This window comes from Acinetobacter sp. 1294596, assembly GCF_000582925.1.
GTDB lineage: Bacteria > Pseudomonadota > Gammaproteobacteria > Pseudomonadales > Moraxellaceae > Acinetobacter > Acinetobacter radioresistens.
Genome location: NZ_JFCC01000013.1, coordinates 49,559 through 66,911, shown reverse-complemented (window position 1 = coordinate 66,911; position 17,353 = coordinate 49,559). Strand labels below are relative to the sequence as shown.

Sequence of the window (17,353 nt, the reverse complement as noted above, 5' to 3'; positions counted from 1 at the left end):
ATCATATAAAATTAGTTAATAATGTGATCAAAAAAATTTACACAAAAACTATTCTTATATTTATTTATTAAATACATTAATTACCTTATATGTTATAAAGAAAAATAATGATAAAAAAATAATGCTATCACCTATTGAAATACTCGGAAATAAGCAGTAAAACATTAAAAACTAGATTTCTGATTAAAACAATTAGGTTTTGTCGCGCACGACAGGAGGACCGAAGATGCACTCTTTACCCCTAAACAAGCGTTCTTTCGCCAAAGTTTTTAAGAACGATAAAAATTTTGTCAATTATGTTGTTACTACAGTAGCCCTCATGTTAACTCTGCTTTTTCATGGGGTGATTAATGGCAATTTGAAGCTAGAACATTTTCTCTATGCTTTAATAGTCTCTGCCCTGTTCTCGATCTGGGCGCTTATTGACCACAAGTGTCGTAAATATTTTAAGTATAAAAACAATTAAGAGATGGATGAGCAATCATCCATCTTTAAATAATAAAAAATTATTTTTTTAGCGTCTAGGCTTGTTTAGATAAGTCCAAAATAATACGCAGTCCCTATTACTAGAAAACCACTTGCTACTAATTCTCCAATTACCAGTAAAAACATAAATATTGTCATCAAAATTTTGGGTAAATACCATTTACCAAGTTGATGCGGCACCTGGAACTGATTAACAGTATCTTTTAAAACTCCATGTAAAATATAACTCAATATAGAAAGGCTGAAAAATAATATATTGATCCCAATACAGGTGAGAACTGCATAGTCAGACCAGATGGTAAAATGCCCTAGTGTAGCCAGAATGAGAGTTGCTGGAGCATAGAGCAAACTACTTCGGTGAGCTATATCCACATATGGATGAGCACGTGCATGCGCAGATTTCCTGATCTGATAATATTTCCAGAGTCCTGTTAGCATACCAATCCATAAATAGATACCGCTAAACAAAATGGCAAGTTTAGTTGCGAAAGTAAGTTGATCCATGTTCATTGAATGTTCTAATAAATTGTTTTTCTAGAGCTTCTCTTTATAGACATAAAATTCAATGAAGTCACTCATTTTGTTAAGAATCACATTACTTGTAATTCTCAAACCTAATACAAAATTTTATTTTAAAGTAAAACTGATCAATGAGGCAGAAATTACAAAATAGCTGAGCTACTTTATTTGCTATTTAAATCTTAATGAAAAATCTTAGAGAATACATTTGGGTTAAAATCATTCCTTATAGCTTTTAAAGCAGTTTTGCCATTTTTCTTATAAATCTCATCAAACTACTGCTCAAATGCTACACTTTGTCGTTCTAACAACGGCCAATCTAAAAATATCAAACTCATTGAAGGGCTCATAAAAGTTTTTATACTAAAATAAACTTAGCCACTCTCTTGTATAAAACAATTGTTTTACAATAAACTTACTTTGTAAAAATAATTAAAATTAGGGTTATTCTCGTATGAATAAAAAATATGCTCGGTTTTTGCCTTCAAACACTGGGGATTTTAATCTTGAAGACTTCCCATTCTATTGGATTACTCAAGTACATGCACAATATGTGCAGAATATGGACAATGTCTTAAAGCGTTATGGATTAGATAACTCACGGCGACGTATTCTACTGGCACTTGAGTCTAAACCACATGCCAGTGTTTCTGATCTTTCAGAGATGATCATTTCAAAAATGTCGACTACAACCAAAATTATTTACCGCCTGAAAGCTGAAGGCTATGTCGATACCTATTCATGTGAAGAGGATGGCCGTATTACACGGGTAAATCTTACTGAATATGGCAAAGAAATGACTGCTAAAATTAATGATCTTACTGGAGTAGTACTCGAACAGTCTTTTGAAGGGCTTACTCCATTACAGATTGAGAAACTAATTGAAAGCCTTAAACACTTATTTAAAAATCTTTCAAATTAACTTTCATCAGTCAAAAAAGTTTAACTGGGGCGTTTCCACTTTAGGCTTGGGTACATGAGAACACTCAAACTCTTCAACAGGAAAACCTTCAATAAATGAGTTGAAGTTAGCAGGCCCTATACTCAGCCATTCATCCAGACGTTCATGTGGAATTACAATCACTGAACGTTTGATATTTCCTGGTTCATGAAACTCCTTCATCATCGGATGGTCTATTGCATCCATCGTGATCATGCTGGCTGAGCGAATCACTTCATCATTGATTTTACAGATTTCATAAATGGCAGCAATGAAAAAGCCTTGGCCATCTTTGCGTCGTACTCCCCAACGCTGAGCCTTACCATCAATATATTTTGCTTCATAAAATTTGGTCACCGGAATAACTCCAAACTTACCTTTAAATGCAGCCTCCTGGAAACTTGGCTTTTCAAATAAAGTTTCATTTCGGGCATTATAGGTCCGTTTAGCCGAACTTTTATCCTGAGCCCACTTTGGCACCAGTCCGAACATTACGCTACGCCATTCCAAGCCATATTCTGACTTGAATAGTAAAGGCAAATCATATGCTGGATACACTTCTTCGAGATAATCGAAAGGAATATCCGGTAACTGAAGTTTATGCACCTGAACACGCGTAACAGGTTTAAAATTGGCACACATAGGCGAAAATTTAAAAAACTATAGGTCATATATAGTGATAACTTTTAGTATTTCAATGGACTAGTGGCTAGATAATATTATGTATAAACAGCAGAATTTGACAAAAACATCTTAAAAAAACTTAAGGAAATACAGGCCTGAGTACAAATAAGATAGTGTTATATTCTATGTACTCAGGCCTTTTATTATTTAATGTGTTTAAGTAGAAGCCTGATTATGTTCATACATTTTTAAAAATTAGACAGTGTATATTGTACTAGCGGTAGATCATGCCTCCATCTGTTAAAATTGCCTGCCCGGTAATATAATCGGCATCTTCACTCGATAAAAAAGCAACCAGCGCAGCCACGTCTTCAGGTGTTTGTGCACGCCCTAGTGCAATACCACTCACATATTTTTTGTATGTTTCACCAATTGGGGTATGGGTAATTTCAGAGAATCTTTTATCAATTTCTACCCACATATCTGTGCCCACTACTCCCGGACAATATGCATTTACCGTAATGCCATGTGAAGCATATTCCTTGGCTGCGGCCTGAGTTAAAGCACGGACTGCGAATTTTGTTGCCGAATATACTCCTAACATGGCAAAACCTTCATGCCCTGCAATAGAAGCTGCATTAATAATTTTACCTTTTTGCTGGCGCGCTTTAAATTTTCGAGCTGCGGCCTGAATACCCCACAGAACTCCACCAATATTAATATCGCTAATTTTTTGCAGTTCTTCAGGTGTCACTGCATCAAGAGGCTGAACCTGAGCAATTCCAGCATTATTGATCATAATATCAAAACCGCCTAAAGACTGCTCGGCATGTTCAATACTGGCATACACCTGATCACGCTGACTGATATCAGCAACAAAAATACTGGCGTTTACCTTTAAATTTTCAATTTCCTGTTTTACTTCATTAAGTCGTTGTTCATTCAGGTCTACCAAGGCTACATGTACACCTTCCTGGGCCAGTCTTAGAGCAATACCACGACCTATACCTTGCGCTGCGCCTGTTACAACGGCGACTTTATTCATTAATCCTTTATTCATTATTTTTCCTTATGTATTGTTGTTAAATTATTGATAAGCAATTAAAACGTCTGCTTGTTTTTTCTGAGTATTTAGGGATGGACAATAATTTTAACAGCTGACTCATTGTTATGGATCAGGGTTTTAAATCCCTGCGAAACCAAGTCATCGAGCTGAATGCGCTGTGTAATAAAAGGTTCCAAATTAATTTTACCGTCTTCCACCAATTTGATTGTTGCCTGATGGTCGTTGACATAAGCAATGGTGCCACGGATATCAAGTTCTTTCATAACAACACTGTGAACATTTACTGTGGCCGGATGACTCCAGATTGATACAATGACCAGTACACCAGCCGGCCTCATCGCAGCTACGAGAGTATCTAGTACTTTATTTACACTACTACATTCAAAAGCAACATCTGCACCCTGGCCTTGAGTAATTTTCATGACTTCCGTAACCACATCAACTTCTGAAGGGTCCAGAATATAATCTGCAACACCAGCCTCTCTTGCTTTTTCTTTACGTTTAGCACTTAACTCACTAATAATAACAGTGAGTCCTTTAGCCTTTAAAATAGCTGATAACAACAGACCTATCGGCCCTGCACCCCCAACCAGTGCAATGTCTCCGGCTTGTGCGCCACTACGGATATAGGCATGATGACCTACCGACAAAGGCTCAATCAGTGCAGCCTGATCCAATGGTATTTTATTGGAAATTGGGTGTACCCAACGACGCTGCACGGCTATTTTTTCCGATAGACCACCGCCTCGCCCTCCTAAACCAATAAAATTCATATTCTTCGACAGATGATAAGCATCATTAGGTCCAGTCGGCACATCGTCAGCGATGATATAAGGTTCAACCACCACATGCTGACCAATCTGAATATCATTAACCCCTTCACCCACAGCGTATACAATTCCGGAAAACTCATGTCCCATCGTTACCGGAGCAGATTCGCCCGAGATTGGATGCGGATGGCCACAAGGCGGAATAAAAATTGGACCATCCATTAACTCATGCAGATCGGTTCCACAAATGCCACACCAGGCAACCTGAATACCGACTGTACCTGGTGTAACTTGTGGCTCCGGAATATCTTCAATGCGAATATCGCCTTTATCATAAAAACGAGCTGCTTTCATTACCGTTCCTGATTAATCAGTTTTCTGTAAGAAGAATGAGCTTATCAAGCTAAACCAGATAAGCTCTTCCATGTTTTCAAATATGTATTGCTCGCTGTAGGGAAGCTAATACCGATTCATGCATTGCTTCTGATAACGTAGGATGAGGAAAAATGACCTGTGCCAAGCTTTCATCGGTAGCTTCCAGATATTTGGCAATTGCGAAACCCTGAATATGTTCAGTAACTTCATGACCGACCATATGCGCTCCGAGCAGCTCGCCAGTCTCTTTATCAAATACAGTTTTTACAAAACCGGCAGTTTGTTTTAAAGCCAGTGCCTTGCCATTTGCCTGAAAAGGAAATTTCCCAGTCTGGATATGATGTCCTTGCGCTTTGGCCTGCACTTCAGTCAAACCAATACTGGCAACCTGAGGATGAGTAAAAATACAGCCAGGAATTTGGGTACGGTCTAGAGAGTGCAGATTTGTGAGTCCTGCAATTTTTTCTACACAAAGAATAGCTTCATGACTGGCTTTATGAGCCAGACATGGTGCCCCCGCCACATCACCAATTGCATAGAGCCCCACGACATTTGTGCGGCAGAATTCATCCACCTGAATAAAGCCCTGCTTAAACTCTACTTCTAACTGTTCCAGTCCCATATTTTCTACATTCGGTTGTACACCTATTGCAGACAGAACCCGATCAAACACCTGGTTTTGCTTGCCCTGTGAGCTATGAAGTTCACACTGTACCTGACCTCCGGTAACCTGGACATTTTGTAATGAACAGCCAGTAATCACTTTCATACCGCGCTGCTCAAACTGCTTACGCATATATTCTGCAACTTCTGCATCTTCAGTGGGCAAAATCTGCTGAGCAACATCAATAAGAGTAACCTCACAGCCTAGATCATGATATAAACTGGCAAATTCACTGCCTATAGCGCCGGAACCGACTACCAGTAAAGATTCAGGCAATTGTTCCGGGACTAGCGCTTCCCGGTAACTCCAGATCTCGGTGCCATTGACAGGCAGACCAGGCAGAGTTCGAGCTCTGGCACCTGTTGCTAAAATGATATGAGGTGCTTTTAAAGTGCGTGCTTTACCGCTCTCATCGATTACCTCAAGCGTTTCTTTCGCCTGTAGCTTGGCCCGTCCAAATATAACCTCTACACCATTTTTCTTGAGAAGGTGCTCGATTCCCTGTACCAGTTGCTGCGAGACTTGGCGGCTATGTTTAACCAGTTGACTCAGATCGAAATCAATTTGTGGAAGAGTGAAACCAAAGTTTCCAGCATGCTTAAGCTGATAGGCCAAGTCAGCTCCACTCAATAAAGCTTTGGTCGGGATACAACCCCAGTTTAGGCAGATCCCCCCCAGATGTTTTTCTTCGATAATTGCTGTATTAAGACCAAGCTGGGCTGCACGTATTGCAGCCACATATCCACCCGGACCTGCACCCACAACAATTAAATCATACTGATTTCCTGTCATGTCCAGCTCCTATACCAGTATTAATGCTGGATTCTCGACAAACTTTTTAAAGCTGGCCAAGAATTTCGCCCCAACTGCTCCATCAATCACCCGGTGGTCACAGGATAGAGTTGCTGTCACCATCTGCCGAATGACAATCTGATCATGCTCTACCACTGCTCGAGCCTCTGAAGCACCCAAAGCCAAAATAGCACCTTGAGGCGGATTGATAATGGCGTCAAAGTGTTTTATACCCAGCATTCCCAGGTTAGAAATACTGAAACTTCCTCCCTGAAATTCATCCGGAGTTAACTTTCCAGTTTTTGCCCGCGTGGCCAAATCCCGCATATTGCCAGAAATCTCAGCAAGCGATTTCTGATTCGCAGCTTTAATAATTGGAGTAATAAGACCATTAGGAATAGCCACAGCCACAGAAATATCGGCCTGATCAAACTGTAAAATTGATTGTGACTCTTCGTCAAACTGTACATTTACTTCAGGTACTTTAATCAACGCCGCAGCTGCTGCCTTGATGAGCATATCATTGATAGACAATTTGACCTGAGGCACGGACTCATTAATCTGTGCACGTAATGTCTGTATCGCCTCAACATTCAAGTCAACAGTTAAACGAAAATGTGGTGCATTACGTTTTGCTGCCTGTAAACGTGAAGCAATCGCTTTACGCATGGCATTCATTGGAATACTGGTTACTTTTGCCTGTTCGGGCTGAGTTGCATTCAATGAAGTTTCTGTATGAGCAGACTTGTGTTCACGGTTATACACTGCTTCAACATCTTCTTTGCAGACCCGGCCTCTTGTTCCCGAAGCGCGACAGTCATGCAGATTAATGCCCCATTGCTTGGCCAGACGCCGAGCTACAGGTGTAGCAGCAACCTGACTGTCATCAGCGTTAGATTTTGCAGCTTTTGTACTGGCCTGATGCTTAACATCTGGCCATTGTCCACCTGCATCCTGCACTGCTGCCTGAAGATCAGCGACACTAATACGCCCTTCGCGTCCCGAACCTGTAACCTTGGTTAAATCCAAATTATATTTTTCTGCCAGTTTCTGGGCATGTGGTGTAATAAACAGGTCATCTGGTGGCTGATAGCCTTGTAAAGACGCAGGAATAATATAGTCACCGGCACTATGAGAAGTTTTCCGGGTAGCAGATGATGTTTCAGCTTTCACAGTTGATGAACTCAGCTGCTCTACTGGTGTAGTCTGTTCAGTTTTATCTTCAGCTGGAGTACTGTCCGGTGCAGAGCTTGCCGAAGCTGCTGTCCCTTGACCAAGTGACTGTACAAATGCCTGTATATCATCATCTGTGACATCATCATTGGCACAAACTGCAATCAAGCCACCGACTGGCAGGGTTTCACCATCTTTTGCCAGTATTTTTCTCAATGTTCCGTCAAAAGGTGCCTCCAGGACGTTTACAATTTTTGTGGTTTCAATTTCACAAATTTCTTGTCCTTTACTGAACTGGCTTCCTTCCTGAATTAACCATTGGGCAATGGTTCCTTCTTCCATAGATAATCCCCATTTTGGGATTTCCAGTGTTTTAATTTCGCTCATCCTAAGCCTCCAAAGTTTTTCGTACAGCCTGTTCAATACGCTCTACACTCGGAATCCATTCTTTTTCCAATACAGGTGAGAACGGTACAGGCGTATGAGGAGGAGTCACCAGTTCAATTGGAGCTTTCAGATAATGAAATCCTTTCTGAGCAATCAGGGCAGCAACATCATGGCCAAAACCACAACGTGCCGCAGACTCATCAACAATTACTACACGGCCAGTCGAGGCTACAGATTCAAGGATACCTTCTTCATCTAGAGGTGAAATAGTTCTTGGATCTACCACTTCTACCGAAATTCCCTCTTTTGCCAGTTTATCTGCAACCTCATTGGCACGGTGTACCATTAAACTTAAAGCAATAATGGTGACATCAGTTCCTTCACGGGTGTAATTAGCTACGCCAAAAGGAATGGTATAGGCATCATCCGGAACCTCGCCTTTAATGTCATACAGCAGTTTGTGTTCACAAAATACTACCGGGTCATCATCATGAATTGCCTGAATCAACAGACCTTTTACATCGTAAGGACTAGAAGGTACGACCACCTTCAAACCGGGTACTGCAGCAAAGACATTATAAGGTGACTGTGAATGCTGGGCTGCTGCGGAGAAACCGGCACCGATCATGCCACGTACTACCATAGGTGCTTTGGCTTTACCTCCAAACATATAGCGGAACTTTGCAGCCTGGTTATAAAGCATGTCATGGCATACCCCATAGAAATCCATAAACATCAGGTCAGCTACAGGCCGTAAACCGGTTGCTGCTGCACCTGCAGCCATACCGATAATCGCAGATTCTGTAATTGGGGTATCGATCACACGTTCAGAGCCGAACTCAGACCATAAACCCTTGGTCACACCCAGTACGCCACCAAAGCCTTCAAGGGCATTATCTTCAGTATTTTTACCACCATGACCACCACGTACGTCTTCACCGACTACAAATACAGTCGGGTCACGGCGCATCTCTAATTCAATCGCTTCTTTAATCGCATTACGGTAACTTTTATTTGGCATTTGCTTTACTATTCCTTTAGTAAGAGACATAAACATCGGTCAGAAGCTGGGAAACTTCTGGGTATTTGGCAGCACGGGCTTTTGCTACAGCGTCGTCTACATTAGCTTTAGACTCAGCATCAATTGCATCGAGCTTTGCCAGATCAATCTGGTCTTTAACTTTTTCACGGAAAATTTTTAATGGATCGCGATGTTCTTTTACATAATCCACTTCATCTTTAGAACGGATTAACCCAGGGTCACCTTCGAAATGACCATAGAAACGGTTGGTAATTGTTTCAATTACACTTGGTCCACCACCATTTCTGGCTCGCTCAATTGCCTGCTGGGCAGCCTCATAGACTGCAAAGAAATCTGTACCGTCAACCTTGACTGCAGGTAAACCAAAACCTGCTGCCCGACCAGCAATATCTTTACTTCCTACTGCATAGTCATGACCGGTACCTTCACCAAAGCCATTGTTTTCAAATATAAATATGACTGGAAGTTGCAATACTACAGCCATATTCATCGCTTCAAAAGTGAGGCCCTGATTTGACCCCCCATCACCCGTAAATGACAGACCTATACCACCGGTTTTCAAAGTTTTAGCAGTTAAAGCTGCTCCAATTGCTAAAGGAGGTCCACCTCCTACAATACCGTTTGCACCCAGCATCCCTTGTCGAGGTCTGCAATATGCATTGAACCACCTTTACCACGACACAGGCCGGCATCTTTACCGAAAATCTCAAGCATCATGGCATGAATATCACATCCTTTAGCAATACAGTGCCCATGGCCCCGGTGGGTGGAGGTAATGTAATCCTTATCGGTCAGATTTTCACAAATACCGACTGCAACTGCTTCCTCACCACTATAAAGGTGAATAAATCCAGGAATATCACCCATGGTATTTTCTTCGTGAAGCCGGTCCTCAAACTCACGAATATCGCGCATACTCTTATATGCAGCCAGTAATTTTTCTTCCGTTAATTGCATATCCTTTTCCTTTTTATCTTGATCAAAATCAAGGGAACAGTGAATAACTCACACCTCCAATTAAATATATTTATTCTAAAATTAATATTAGACTAAAATTATTCATTAAAATAAAACTTACTTATTTTTTTCAAAAACAATAATTTATTTATTAAAAAATAAATGTAATTTTTTATTATTTTAAACAACAACTTAAAAACAAACCTTTAACCAACCTCATATATTTTATAATCCTAATTTTATTTAAAAGTTAGATTTTTATTTTAAAAATATTTTTTTAAATATTAATCTTTTTTTATTTATTTTAAGACTTATTATTAAATCAGGATATATTTAAATGGATTTACAACAGAATTTTAAGCATGAAAAAAAACTTCGGGGTGCAGATAAACTGGCACGTATACCTGTTAAGGTTATTGCAACAGATGTTATGCCGACAAAACCCGAATGGATACGGGCAAAAATCAGTCAACCTGAAGAGATTGGCCGTATTAAAGGGCTGTTGCGTCAGCAGAAACTACATACGGTATGTGAAGAAGCGGCGTGTCCAAACCTGCCAGAATGTTTTGGTAGCGGTACTGCAACTTTTATGATAATGGGTGATATCTGTACCAGACGGTGTCCTTTTTGCGATGTAGCCCACGGCCGTCCGAACAGCCTAGATCCGGCTGAGCCTCGGCATCTTGCCGAGACCGTCGCAAACCTGAATTTAAGTTATGTGGTAATTACTTCTGTAGACCGGGATGACCTGAAAGATGGAGGCGCCCAACATTTTGTAGATTGTATTCAGGAGATACGTAAATGCTGTCCGAATACCCGGATCGAAATATTGGTTCCGGACTTTAGAGGGCGGCTTGATCTTGCCTTGTCTATCCTTAGCCAGTCTCCACCAGATGTATTTAACCACAATATAGAGACAGTGCCCCGCTTGTACCGGGCCTTGCGGCCTGGATCAGATTATCAGCATTCTCTTAATCTGTTAAAGAAATTTAAAACTTTATGTCCTGAGATTCCGACCAAATGTGGCTTGATGGTAGGTATTGGAGAGATTGAGGCAGAGGTTATTGCGCTGTTAAATGATTTAAAAGATCATTATGTGGATTTGGTCACCATCGGACAGTACCTACAGCCTTCTAAAGCTCATGCTCCTATCCATCGTTTTGTGAGCTTAAAAGAATTTGAGCATTATCAGCGTTATGGCGATTTTTTAGGATTTAAAAATATTTGGAGTGCGCCTATGGTATGTTCCAGTTATTTTGCCGATCAGCAATATTTAGGGAAACCTGTACCGCAACCTTTCAGCAGAAAGCAGTTACCCTAAATACAAACAGACAGGTTGATCTTATGCAGGAATATTCTGTAACTATTTTAAACAGATCAGTCTGAATCGGCCATTTCTTTTAAAAACAGTCTGACTATATTGGTACATATACCAGACTGATGTTTAAAGATGTGTATGCTGGCGTCAGCCTTTTGTCGGATAGCAGATTAGAGCATCAAGGTTTAAGGTAGGGGAAAATAACAACAGTAACCAGCTCAGGTAGCTGCATTTTTGCCTCATCATGAAGGACCATGATATGCATATGATTAAAAAATTACCCGTGTTAAATCCTGTTTCTCATTATTCATCAGCTTTTTTAAAGAATGCTGTAGCACATCATGTGCCTCCCGTTTCAGTAGATGCGGCCCCAGTACTGAATCTGAATCATGGTTGGCGTGAAACACTCTTCGGTCGCTCATTAGATCAGTGTCATTCTGAACTCTTGAGAATTGCAGAAGATGCCAGCATGGCAATCGGAATTACAGACCAGCATGGCACTCTGCTCTGGACCTGGAGCAGTCACTCTATGCGCTCTTCTGCAGAACAGGTGCATTTTTTTGAAGGTGGCCAGTGGTCTACCCAGTCCGTAGGCACCAATGCTATTGGCCTTGCGTTAAATACCCATGCTGCCAGTTGTGTGTACTCACATGAAAACCAGATGAATAGCGTGCGTGACTGGGTATGCTACGCAGCGCCCATCATCGACCCGCAAAGCGGCCAGTTCCATGGCATTATTAACCTTTCAACCAAGTATGAGAAGCATAATTCTTTAGGCGTACTCGCCGTAGAGCGCTGTGCAGATCTGGTGCAACGCGCCATCCGGCTTGAACAGCAAAATGTGCTTTATCTTAAAGTGCTGGGTGGTTCAAAAGTTCAGTTTAATCATCATATTTTACAGCTGACGCACCGGCAAATTGAAATACTGTGTATTCTGGCATTGTGTCCAGATGGGATCAGTTTGGACGAATTACACTATGCCCTTTATGGAGACAGGCAGGTTAGCCAGAAGACGCTAAAAGCAGAATTATCCCAGATGCGCAGTCTGTTACACGACTGTATCCAATCACGCCCTTACAAACTGAACTGTGAGGTTCAGGCAGATTTTCTTATGGCTGAACAGGCATTGAATCTGGGCTTTACTGTTACAGTATTGGCCTTGTACAAGGGCAATTTCCTGAGTAAGACAGAAAGTCCTTTCCTGTGTGCCTGGCGTGACTGCTTTGATGCGCGCTTAAGCCATATGATTCATAACTTGCAAGACATTGACCAGTTATTTCGCCTGATTAGTCGTGTTCCTGAACGTACTGATGCAATTGAGCGTCTGCTTGAACTTTTACCAGAAGACAGTCCTCATGCAGTCAAATTAAAACAACTTCTAGAATAGTCAATGAAATAGCAAATCCTGTTTGCTATTTAAGCTGACATATGGGTTCCATCTAGTTCGTTATCGTTAACCCGGAATTATTCTGCTCATTAATATTATTTTTCAGCTTTTCGAGAAAAGATTCCAGAATCATATTATGTCGCCTGCCCTTTCTGGTAATCATGCAGATCGGTGTACTATAATGCATGCGCTGCTCGAGCACAGGTTTCATCTGACCGCTTTCTACCCATTTTCTTGCATAATGATCAGGTAAAAATCCCATAAAATTTCCGGTTAAAATTAAAAAAGCAATTCCCTCTCGGTCACTTGCAGTTGCAGAACAATGCAGCAGCTGGTAGAGCTGTAATGCTTGTGAATTAATACTGTAGTTAGGCATTACTGCATTCCACTGGCTTAAATCTTGTTCTTTTAATCGTTCGGTAGAAGAAAATAATGGATGCCGATCTCCACAATAAAGATAAGAACTTTCTTCATAAAGATTCAAATAGTCCAGTCCCGATAATGGAGTAACCATCGGGACTGCCCCTACATGTAAGCGGCCATCCATCACCTTGCATTCAATATCTGCTAGGGTACTCATACTGATGTTAATCTGCACATCAGGGCTTTCACTGGTAAGTTGCTCAAGCGTATTAGTGATATAAGGCTTTGGCAAATTAATTAAATTGTTAATAATTCCAATATTAAACTCGCCTTTTAACTTTTTATGAATCTGGTTAACCTTAAGCTTAAACTCCTCAATAGAAGCGATTAGCGTTTCACTATAGTTCAAGATTTCCTTACCTTCATCGGTAAGAGAAAATCCGGCACGGCCACGCTGGCATAACCTGAGCCCCAGACGATTTTCCAAATCACTCATATGCAGACTAATGGCTGAGCGGCTAATTCCAAGAACACTCTCTGCTGAAGTAAAGCTCCCACATTAGCATACTGTCTTGAAAATTCTCAATAACTTGATATCAAAATCAGTAATCTGGTTCAGATTTTTAATTTTCATTTACGTAAGTAATTTTATATCTAAAGATAAGTTTATTTGAATTTATCAGAACTAAACCCCAGATGTAAACTGAGAGCATAACTGGAAAAAGGGATTTTTTTAGTGACCCTTTCACATTTTAAATGTTTACCCTGAAACTCAGTTATACCGTTACTACCCACGGACTGCTTGCTTTAAAAATCAGTCATATATACCGCGTTTGGTAGAGCTCCATGTACAGGCCAGATTCAGGCTGCAATGAGTAGAGAAGATCATGAAAGTCGTCGTTTTAGGAAGTGGTGTAATTGGTGTCACAACTGCATGGTATCTAGCCCAAGCAGGGCATGAAGTGACCGTAATTGACCGACAGCCTGGAGCAGCGCTGGAGACCAGTGCTGCAAATGCCGGACAGGTCTCTCCTGGCTATGCTACACCTTGGGCAGCGCCAGGGGTGCCACTTAAAGCCATTAAATGGATGTTTCAAAAACATGCTCCTCTGTCTATTCGTCCAGATGGAACCAGTTTCCAGATTGCCTGGATGTGGCAAATGCTAAAGAACTGCAATATTCAGCATTATCAGGAAAATAAGAGCCGTATGGTTCGTATTGCTGAATATAGTCGTGACTGTCTGAAAGAATTACGGAAGACTACAGGTATTGCTTATGAAAGTCGTCAGCAAGGAACCTTACAGCTTTTCCGTAGTGAACAGCAATATGCCAATGCTGCCAAAGATATTGAAGTATTAAAAGAAGCTGGTGTGCCATTTGAGTTGCTCGAAGCGAAAGATTTAATGAAAGTTGAACCTGCTTTAAAATATTCCAGTCATAAACTGACAGGCGGGTTACGCTTGCCAAATGATGAAACTGGTGACTGCCAGTTATTTACACAGCATCTTGCAGAAATGGCAAAAGCTGCTGGCGTAATTTTTAAATTTGGTGTTTCTATTGAAAAACTGGTGGTTGAAGCAGATAAAGTCACAGCAGTCCAAACCAGTGAAGGTCTGGTTAAAGCAGACCAATATGTAATTACAATGGGATCTTTCTCTACTCCGCTATTACGTGGGTTAATTCATATTCCAGTCTATCCATTAAAAGGCTACTCACTGACCATTCCAATTCAAGATGCTACGCGTGCACCAGTTTCTACAGTACTGGACGAGACCTACAAAGTCGCTGTAACACGCTTTGATGATCGTATTCGTGTAGGGGGTATGGCAGAAATTGTAGGCTTTAATTATCAATTGCTTCCAGAACGAAGAAAAACTCTGGAAATGGTGGTGAATGATCTTTATCCGTCTGCCGGACGTTTAAAAGAAGCAACTTTCTGGACAGGGCTTCGTCCCATGACACCAGATGGTACGCCTATTGTAGGTAAAACTGCCCTGAGTAACCTGTTCTTAAATACTGGGCATGGTACATTAGGCTGGACCATGGCATGTGGTTCAGGTAAATTGCTTTCAGACCTCATGAGCCATAAACGACCAGCGATTTATGCAGATGACTTATCGGTTGCTCGCTATGCTGAGCGTCCAGGTTTTCAGGTCGCTACTGCCTGAATATAAGAAAAATATTTATTTAAAAACTAAATAAAAAAGCCTCCGAAGAGGCTTTTTTTAATGGCTCAGATTAGTCACCTATATAGCCTTTAAGTTTTAAGCGCGCAGCGTGTAGTAAAGGTTCAGTATAACCAGATGGTTGCTCACCGCCTTTAAAGATCAGGTCAGATGCAGCTTTAAAAGCAATACTATTTTCAAAGTCAGCAGACATTGCAGTATAAAGCGGATCATTGGCATTTTGTTCGTCTACAATTTTAGCCATGCGCTTTAATACTTCTTCAACCTGTTCACGACTCACAATACCATGACGTAACCAGTTCGCAACGTGCTGTGAAGAAATACGTAATGTTGCGCGGTCTTCCATCAGGCCTACATCATTAATATCTGGAACCTTTGAACAGCCTACACCCAGGTCAACCCAGCGCACAACATAACCCAGAATACCCTGACAGTTATTTTCAAGTTCGTTCTTTTTCTCTTCTTCAGTCCAGTCTGTATTTGCTGCTAGCGGAGGAGTCAACAGATCATCCAGAGCTAAAGGCTCAGTCTGTAATAATTCTTGCTGACGCTCAGATACATTGCACTGATGATAATGAATTGCATGAATTACTGCTCCTGTTGGAGAAGGAACCCATGCACAGCTTGCACCTGCTTCCGGATGCTCGATCTTAGTACGATACATGTCAAGCAGCATATCTGGTTTTGGCCACATACCTTTACCGATCTGTGCCTTACCGCGTAATCCTGCTTTCAGGCCGATCATTACATTACGGTTTTCATAAGCAGGGAACCATTTTTGTCCTTTGATTTCGCCTTTACGAACAAATGGACCTGCTTCCATAAAGGTATGAATCTCATCACCTGTACGGTCCATAAAACCAGTATTAATAAAGATGGTACGGTCTTTGGCCTGAGCAATACAGTTCTTCAGGTTTACAGAAGTACGGCGTTCTTCATCCATAATCCCGATTTTAAGAGTTTTTGCCGGCAGTCCCAAAGCCTGCTCAGCACGTTCAAAAAGTTCTACCGCAAATGCGACCTCTTCCGGACCATGCATTTTTGGTTTTACGATATACATTGAACCCTGACGTGAGTTCTTGATTTCATTTTCGCCACGAATATCAGCAATACTTAGTAATGGCGTTACCAGTGCATCCATGATGCCTTCATAGATTTCTGCACCATCTACCAAAATAGCAGGGTTCGTCATCAGGTGGCCAACATTACGCAGTAACATCAATGATCGGCCATGAATTTTACCCGTATTCCCTTCAAGGTCTGTATAAGTACGGTCTTTGTTCATAGCACGGGTAACAGTTTTGTCACCTTTCTGGAAAGATTCCTGAAGTGTACCCTTCATAAGCCCAAGCCAGTTACGGTAGCCTTCTACTTTTTCCTCTGCATCTACTGCAGCAATCGAGTCTTCCAGATCCTGAATTGTCGTTACAGCTGCTTCAAGTACCAGGTCTTTTACACCAGCTGCATCAGTCTGCCCAATCGGACTAGTCGCATCAATCTGGATAATGACGTGCAATCCATTATTTTTTAGAATAATTTCAGTCGGATTACTTTTCTCGCCATTATAACCTACAAACTGAACCGGTTCAGCCAAGGTAGTTTTAGTGTCATCTTTTAAAGTAATAACCAGCTGATTATCTTCAACTTCATAGCGTGTAGCATCTTGATGCGAGCCTGCCTCAAGCGGGAAAGTATCATTCAGAAAGCTTTTAGCAAATTCGATAACTTTGGCGCCACGGGCCGGATTATACCCCTTACCCTTTTCTGCGCCATTCTCTTCAGAAATCACATCAAAGCCATAAAGTGCATCATATAAAGAACCCCAGCGGGCATTTGCAGCATTAAGGCAGTAACGGGCATTTCGTACAGGTACAACCAACTGTGGGCCTGCCAATACTGCAATTTCTTCATCCACATTTTCAGTGGTAATCTGGAAATCTTCTACTTCTGGTAATAAGTAGCCAATCTCTTTCAGGAAAGCTTTGTAAGCTTCAAGTTCAAATTCGTTATTGCGATGCCATTCGTCAATTTTAGCCTGAATTTCATCACGCTTTGCAAGAAGCGCTTTATTTTTCGGACTAAGATCAACAACGACTTGCTCAAAATTTTTCCAGTATGTTTCACTGTCCAGACCGGAACCCGGTAAAGCTTCATTTTCGATGAAATCATAGAGTTCTTTAGCAATCGCTAACTTGCCTTTTTGAATACGTGCAGTCATTGTCTTTCCTGATATTGCTACTTTTTATCACAAGAGATTCTAGTATACTGATTTATATTTAGCTGAATACCACTATCACGTTCCTA

12 protein-coding genes and 5 pseudogenes are annotated in these 17,353 nt (G+C 41.1%); 5 read left to right on the top strand and 12 right to left on the bottom strand.

Annotation, left to right across the window (positions count from 1 at the left end):
* Positions 1-226 precede the first annotated feature (226 nt).
* On the top strand, positions 227-466 hold the full coding sequence (locus J502_RS07160; protein WP_005014661.1) for a hypothetical protein: 240 nt from the start codon (positions 227-229) through the stop codon (positions 464-466).
* Between the two features lie 65 nt (positions 467-531).
* On the opposite strand, the gene J502_RS07155 is transcribed toward J502_RS07160, so the two are convergent.
* Positions 532-990, bottom strand: a complete 459-nt coding sequence (locus tag J502_RS07155; RefSeq protein WP_034683592.1) for a hypothetical protein — start codon at positions 988-990, stop codon at positions 532-534.
* A gap of 469 nt (positions 991-1,459) precedes the next feature.
* On the opposite strand from J502_RS07155, the gene J502_RS07150 reads away from it, so the two are divergent.
* Positions 1,460-1,927, top strand: a complete 468-nt coding sequence (locus J502_RS07150) for a MarR family winged helix-turn-helix transcriptional regulator (RefSeq protein ID WP_034683589.1) — start codon at positions 1,460-1,462, stop codon at positions 1,925-1,927.
* 6 nt (positions 1,928-1,933) lie between these two features.
* Here J502_RS07150 and J502_RS07145 read toward each other — a convergent pair whose 3' ends face one another.
* The 9 genes and pseudogenes from J502_RS07145 to J502_RS07115 form a co-directional block, all read right to left on the bottom strand.
* The gene (locus J502_RS07145) at positions 1,934-2,587 is read right to left on the bottom strand and encodes an SOS response-associated peptidase (RefSeq protein ID WP_034683587.1); all 654 of its coding nucleotides are present in this window, start codon (positions 2,585-2,587) and stop codon (positions 1,934-1,936) included.
* A 256-nt stretch (positions 2,588-2,843) separates the two neighbouring features.
* Positions 2,844-3,629, bottom strand: a complete 786-nt coding sequence (locus J502_RS07140) for an acetoin reductase (RefSeq protein ID WP_034683586.1) — start codon at positions 3,627-3,629, stop codon at positions 2,844-2,846.
* A 71-nt stretch (positions 3,630-3,700) separates the two neighbouring features.
* A complete protein-coding gene (locus tag J502_RS07135) occupies positions 3,701-4,759 on the bottom strand; it encodes a 2,3-butanediol dehydrogenase (protein WP_034683583.1) in 1,059 nt (352 codons plus the stop codon).
* Between the two features lie 76 nt (positions 4,760-4,835).
* On the bottom strand, positions 4,836-6,236 hold the full coding sequence (gene lpdA, locus J502_RS07130) for a dihydrolipoyl dehydrogenase (RefSeq protein ID WP_005405527.1): 1,401 nt from the start codon (positions 6,234-6,236) through the stop codon (positions 4,836-4,838).
* Between the two features lie 9 nt (positions 6,237-6,245).
* Positions 6,246-6,929 (bottom strand): annotated as a pseudogene (locus tag J502_RS17280) (dihydrolipoamide acetyltransferase family protein); the annotation flags it as partial.
* A gap of 59 nt (positions 6,930-6,988) precedes the next feature.
* Positions 6,989-7,358 (bottom strand): annotated as a pseudogene (locus J502_RS17275) (E3 binding domain-containing protein); the annotation flags it as partial.
* A 68-nt stretch (positions 7,359-7,426) separates the two neighbouring features.
* Positions 7,427-7,796: pseudogene (locus J502_RS17270) on the bottom strand (biotin/lipoyl-containing protein); the annotation flags it as partial.
* A gap of 1 nt (position 7,797) precedes the next feature.
* Entirely contained in the window at positions 7,798-8,817 is a 1,020-nt protein-coding gene (locus tag J502_RS07120) for an alpha-ketoacid dehydrogenase subunit beta (RefSeq protein ID WP_034683579.1), read from the bottom strand.
* A gap of 16 nt (positions 8,818-8,833) precedes the next feature.
* A pseudogene (locus J502_RS07115) lies at positions 8,834-9,795 on the bottom strand (thiamine pyrophosphate-dependent dehydrogenase E1 component subunit alpha).
* 337 nt (positions 9,796-10,132) lie between these two features.
* Between J502_RS07115 and lipA the strand changes: the two are divergent.
* On the top strand, positions 10,133-11,116 hold the full coding sequence (gene lipA / locus J502_RS07110) for a lipoyl synthase (protein ID WP_034683578.1): 984 nt from the start codon (positions 10,133-10,135) through the stop codon (positions 11,114-11,116).
* 256 nt (positions 11,117-11,372) lie between these two features.
* Positions 11,373-12,500, top strand: coding sequence for a sigma-54-dependent transcriptional regulator family protein (locus tag J502_RS07105; RefSeq protein ID WP_034683576.1), 1,128 nt, complete (start codon positions 11,373-11,375; stop codon positions 12,498-12,500).
* Positions 12,501-12,552: 52 nt separating this feature from the next.
* On the opposite strand, the pseudogene J502_RS07100 reads toward J502_RS07105, so the two are convergent.
* Positions 12,553-13,497, bottom strand: a pseudogene (locus tag J502_RS07100) (LysR family transcriptional regulator).
* 253 nt (positions 13,498-13,750) lie between these two features.
* On the opposite strand from J502_RS07100, the gene J502_RS07095 reads away from it, so the two are divergent.
* Positions 13,751-15,031 carry a D-amino acid dehydrogenase gene (locus tag J502_RS07095; protein WP_034683575.1) on the top strand — a complete coding sequence of 427 codons (1,281 nt, stop codon included), beginning with the start codon at positions 13,751-13,753 and terminating at the stop codon, positions 15,029-15,031.
* Positions 15,032-15,101: 70 nt separating this feature from the next.
* Here J502_RS07095 and J502_RS07090 read toward each other — a convergent pair whose 3' ends face one another.
* Complete coding sequence (locus tag J502_RS07090; protein WP_005014675.1) at positions 15,102-17,267, bottom strand: malate synthase G; 2,166 nt, start codon at positions 17,265-17,267, stop codon at positions 15,102-15,104.
* Positions 17,268-17,353 lie beyond the last annotated feature (86 nt).

Coding starts and splice junctions, on each gene's coding strand:
- J502_RS07160 (WP_005014661.1), top strand. CDS start 227: ATGCACTCTTTACCCCTAAACAAGCGTTCTTTCGCCAAAGTTTTTAAG.
- J502_RS07155 (WP_034683592.1), bottom strand. CDS start 990: ATGGATCAACTTACTTTCGCAACTAAACTTGCCATTTTGTTTAGCGGT.
- J502_RS07150 (WP_034683589.1), top strand. CDS start 1,460: ATGAATAAAAAATATGCTCGGTTTTTGCCTTCAAACACTGGGGATTTT.
- J502_RS07145 (WP_034683587.1), bottom strand. CDS start 2,587: ATGTGTGCCAATTTTAAACCTGTTACGCGTGTTCAGGTGCATAAACTT.
- J502_RS07140 (WP_034683586.1), bottom strand. CDS start 3,629: ATGAATAAAGGATTAATGAATAAAGTCGCCGTTGTAACAGGCGCAGCG.
- J502_RS07135 (WP_034683583.1), bottom strand. CDS start 4,759: ATGAAAGCAGCTCGTTTTTATGATAAAGGCGATATTCGCATTGAAGAT.
- lpdA (WP_005405527.1), bottom strand. CDS start 6,236: ATGACAGGAAATCAGTATGATTTAATTGTTGTGGGTGCAGGTCCGGGT.
- J502_RS07120 (WP_034683579.1), bottom strand. CDS start 8,817: ATGCCAAATAAAAGTTACCGTAATGCGATTAAAGAAGCGATTGAATTA.
- lipA (WP_034683578.1), top strand. CDS start 10,133: ATGGATTTACAACAGAATTTTAAGCATGAAAAAAAACTTCGGGGTGCA.
- J502_RS07105 (WP_034683576.1), top strand. CDS start 11,373: ATGCATATGATTAAAAAATTACCCGTGTTAAATCCTGTTTCTCATTAT.
- J502_RS07095 (WP_034683575.1), top strand. CDS start 13,751: ATGAAAGTCGTCGTTTTAGGAAGTGGTGTAATTGGTGTCACAACTGCA.
- J502_RS07090 (WP_005014675.1), bottom strand. CDS start 17,267: ATGACTGCACGTATTCAAAAAGGCAAGTTAGCGATTGCTAAAGAACTC.